The organism is Pseudoalteromonas sp. SG43-7, from assembly GCF_014164295.1.
GTDB lineage: Bacteria > Pseudomonadota > Gammaproteobacteria > Enterobacterales > Alteromonadaceae > Pseudoalteromonas > Pseudoalteromonas rhizosphaerae.
This window is the reverse complement of sequence record NZ_JACJEY010000114.1, coordinates 1-3,857: the sequence shown is the minus strand read 5'-3', so window position 1 is coordinate 3,857 and position 3,857 is coordinate 1. Positions and strand designations below refer to the sequence as shown.

4 protein-coding genes are annotated in these 3,857 nt (G+C 35.5%); all 4 read left to right on the top strand.

What is annotated here, in order from left to right:
- The first annotated feature begins 285 nt into the window (after positions 1–285).
- Positions 286–507, top strand: coding sequence for a hypothetical protein (locus H5200_RS22855; protein WP_182739599.1), 222 nt, complete (start codon positions 286–288; stop codon positions 505–507).
- A 303-nt stretch (positions 508–810) separates the two neighbouring features.
- Entirely contained in the window at positions 811–1,218 is a 408-nt protein-coding gene (locus H5200_RS22850; RefSeq protein ID WP_182739576.1) for a hypothetical protein, read from the top strand.
- Between the two features lie 221 nt (positions 1,219–1,439).
- Positions 1,440–2,393, top strand: coding sequence for a S66 peptidase family protein (locus H5200_RS22845; RefSeq protein WP_182717807.1), 954 nt, complete (start codon positions 1,440–1,442; stop codon positions 2,391–2,393).
- A gap of 458 nt (positions 2,394–2,851) precedes the next feature.
- The gene (locus H5200_RS22840) at positions 2,852–3,478 is read left to right on the top strand and encodes a YceI family protein (protein ID WP_259399275.1); all 627 of its coding nucleotides are present in this window, start codon (positions 2,852–2,854) and stop codon (positions 3,476–3,478) included.
- Positions 3,479–3,857: the final 379 nt, after the last annotated feature.

Here is a 3,857-nt window from a genome sequence, read left to right as displayed (position 1 = left end):
GAAAACAGTTAAATAAATTGACTGATGATGATCAGTTAAGCTAATTTAAAAACGGCTCTACAAAATGATAAATCAAGTGATCAAAGCTGATGAGAATCGGTGATCAAAGTCATGAGAATACGCACAATTAAAGCAACAGCAAATCCTCCTTTATATTTTATGTGAAAGTCAGTTGTCGATTGAATCAAAATAGGAACTAGGCTATGGTTGAAGCATTAATCAAAATAAAATAAAAGCGAGTAATTCTACAGGCTCGTTATGTTGGAGATCTTCGGGAGCCATAATATGAACTTGCCAAGTAAGAATGATTTTCCTGAAGGCTCCAGATTCTATATCAAAGAATTTGATGTACCACTAGTCCAGATACCAGACGGTAGTCTTTCTAAGTGGTTTAATTGGTTTGGCGGCAAGCCGAAAGAATACGCCCCAGAAGGTTTAAAGCCTGGCAACAATTGGGAAGCAGAGTCATTTAGTGAGTGGCAGAAAATTGTGAAAGAATCACTTTAAACTATGAATTATATTCCGCCTAAAGCTATTGAGTGTTGGAGAGTCGATAATCCAGGGGGGGAATTATATGAAACCTCAATCATGGATAATTATACGGTGATATCGGCATATGGAAGGTATGCTCATTGCTCGGGATGTAAGATAGTTTCATGGCAAGAGTTTCTAAGTGGTGAATTGAATGAGCTCGTTACCAAAACAATGGGGAGTGAAGTATTAAATGAAATTCATCATAAATTACGCTCAATCACATAACAAAAAGCTGCAACATGACTCCGTAAGTTGGCGTTATGTGTCATGGTAGATATGGAAACACTTCAAGAAAAAAATAATAAATACGCTAAATACCACAGAAATGATTCTTGGGGTGTCTTTGTAGCATTTACAATCATGTCACCTTTATTATTCAGTTATGGATATGAATTTTTCTATTGGTTTCAGGGTGAAATAATTGAAGTTCCTCATCCCGCTTTTGTGTTAGTTGGAGCATTGTTTTATGGTGGTATAATGGTCGCAATGGGCGATATCATTATATTTTCCAAACTACTCAAAGTATTCTCGCTTATTGCGGTTATGTGCTGGTTTAGCTATTTTTGGGTTGTGCTTAATCTATCTTGGCTTGCTTTTGCACCCTTAGTTCCTGTTTTTATACTTTTACAAATTCAAATGCCAAAAATTAAAGCTAACTCAAACAAATATGGCGATGACACATAACAAAGCAATAATGAAAGGGACGCAAAAAGCTTAGCCCGCGTCACTTCGTTCCTAATTTTAGCCAAGCTTTTCTGCGCCACATATTGCGGCTAGGAGCGACAAGCCGAAAGTATTGAGTTAGGAACTATTTATTGAAAGCTGTGAAGTTCGCTCAATTTTGATGTGCATGCTGTTTAGAGTATCTTGTAGGAGGTAAATTGATAATACCCAATAAGTTAAAAATGAATGATGAAGTTAGGATAATTGCGCCTTCAAGAAGTTTATCAATTATTGACCAAGAGACGCGAGAAATAGCAAACACAAGGTTTGAAGAGCTTGGCCTCAAATTGTCATTTTCAAAAAACTGTGAGTCGATAGATGATTTTTCGTCTTCATCTATAAAAGAAAGAATTGAAGATTTACATGAAGCATTCCTAGATAAAAAGGTAAAAGCTATCTTTACTGTTATCGGGGGCGATAATGTAAATCAATTACTAAAGTATATTGACTATAATATTGTTAAAAAAAATCCAAAAATTATATGTGGGTATTCTGATACTACAGCTTTATCAAATGCCTTATTTCATAAAACCGGACTAATAACTTACTCAGGGCCTGCATATTCAACTTTGGGGATGCTTAAAGGTATTGATTTTTCAATAAATTATATTAAAAAGTGTTTATTCTCAAGTGATCCTTATGAAGTTATAAACCCCGAACAATGGAGTGATGATTCATGGTTTTTAGATCAGGAAAAAAGAAGCTTTTATAAAGACAATGGCATAAAAGTTTTAAATCATGGTAAAGCTGAAGGAAAAATACTTGGAGGCAACCTTTGTACTTTAAATCTGCTTCAAGGAACTGAATTTATGCCTGACTTAACAAATTCTGTACTATTTCTTGAAGATGACGAGTTAACATCCCCTTCAAATTTTGACAGAGATCTGCAATCATTAATTCACCAAAAACATTTCGACAGAGTTAAAGGAATAGTCATTGGGAAATTTCAATTAAAGTCAGAAGTATCTGAAGACTTACTTAAAAAGATTATACAATCTAAACAAGAGTTAGAGTCAATTCCCGTGCTTTATAACTTAAACTTTGGACATACAACACCCCATATATGCTTTCCTATTGGTGGACTTGTGAAGATAGATACGAAAAGTCGTAAACAAATAACAATAGAAAAACATTAGGTAAAGAATACTCGAGTAATTAGCTAAATTTCATAATAATTAATGGTTGCGGATTTAATATTAAGAGTAATGGGATTGCATCGCCCTTGCTTGACTGACTGCTCATTGCAATTTTGAGTAGTTCGGCTTTGATCGAGAAGTAAACATTCGAGGGTTTTCGCATCGATTGTAGGTTTGTTGAGATAACGGACGCTTCAAAACGCTAATAATTAATCATCAATTATACCAAAGGGTTAAATTTCATTCGCTCAAACTCCGCAGCTCAAGTTATGTAAAAACGATTGATTAATAGACGAAAAATAGGCGGCTTCACTCCATTATGAATATAAAAGAGAGGTTAAAATGGAAAATATGAGGCATTATATATTTTGATTTTATGAAAAATGACGTTTTATTTTACCTACACTCAACACATTACTAATGGCTTAACTACTATGAACTCAGCGTCAAAGAATACAATGCGAACATTTATACACTCGGTCTCAGTTATGTGCGCTGCGCTGTTACTGACAAGTTGTGTGAGTTGGATTGCACCAACTGTTAAATCTGAGTTGATAGCGCTTCAAGCGGGCGAATATCAGCTAGACAGTCAACATGCTGCATTAATATTTAAAATCCAACATTTAGGGTTATCAACCTATGTAGGGCGTTTTAATAAATTTGATGCACAACTCAACTTTGACCCTAATAATATGGCTGCCGCGTCATTAAACGCAGTGGTGGATATTAGCTCTATTGATATTAACAATGCTGACTTAGCAGAAACCTTACAAAATGATACTTGGTTTAACAGTGAGCGCTTTGCGCAAGCATCATTTACTAGCCACACTGTTACAGTTATATCTGATAACAGTTTTAATTTCTCAGGTGATTTAACTCTTAGAGGCGTTACCAAACCTGTGACGTTTAAAGCCACATTTCACGTTGGAGCAGACAACTGGATGACAGGAAAATACACCATTGGTTTTAGTGCGGTCGGTCAAATCAAACGTTCTGACTTTGGCATGGACAGTTATATACCGATTGTTGGGGATCAAATTGACTTAGAAGTTTATGCGGAATTTATTAATGTTGGTAAGCAATAAGAAGTAAGTGATAGCTACTAAATCGTCAATCAGTGACATTTTCAGATAGAATATAATCCCTGAATGACCGCTAGGGCACTTTTGTGAAGTTTGTCTAAAAAGCGAAATACGGGCTAAATATTTTTAGCATGTGTTTCCATTTTGGTCGACTTTACTTGTGCCACATACCTGTCTTTTTCTGAGCAACAATAGGCCTTGATTGGATTGTTTTACCATGTGCGATGTCATTTACTCACCTCCCCCCTCTTGGTTTACTATCCCCCTGTGTCAGGATAGTTGTCGCCTCTAACTTTTAATAGAGGCAGATAAAAATGAGACGTCGATTTACACAAGAATTTAAAGTTCAAGCGGTTGAAAAAGCATTATCTCAATGTGATGA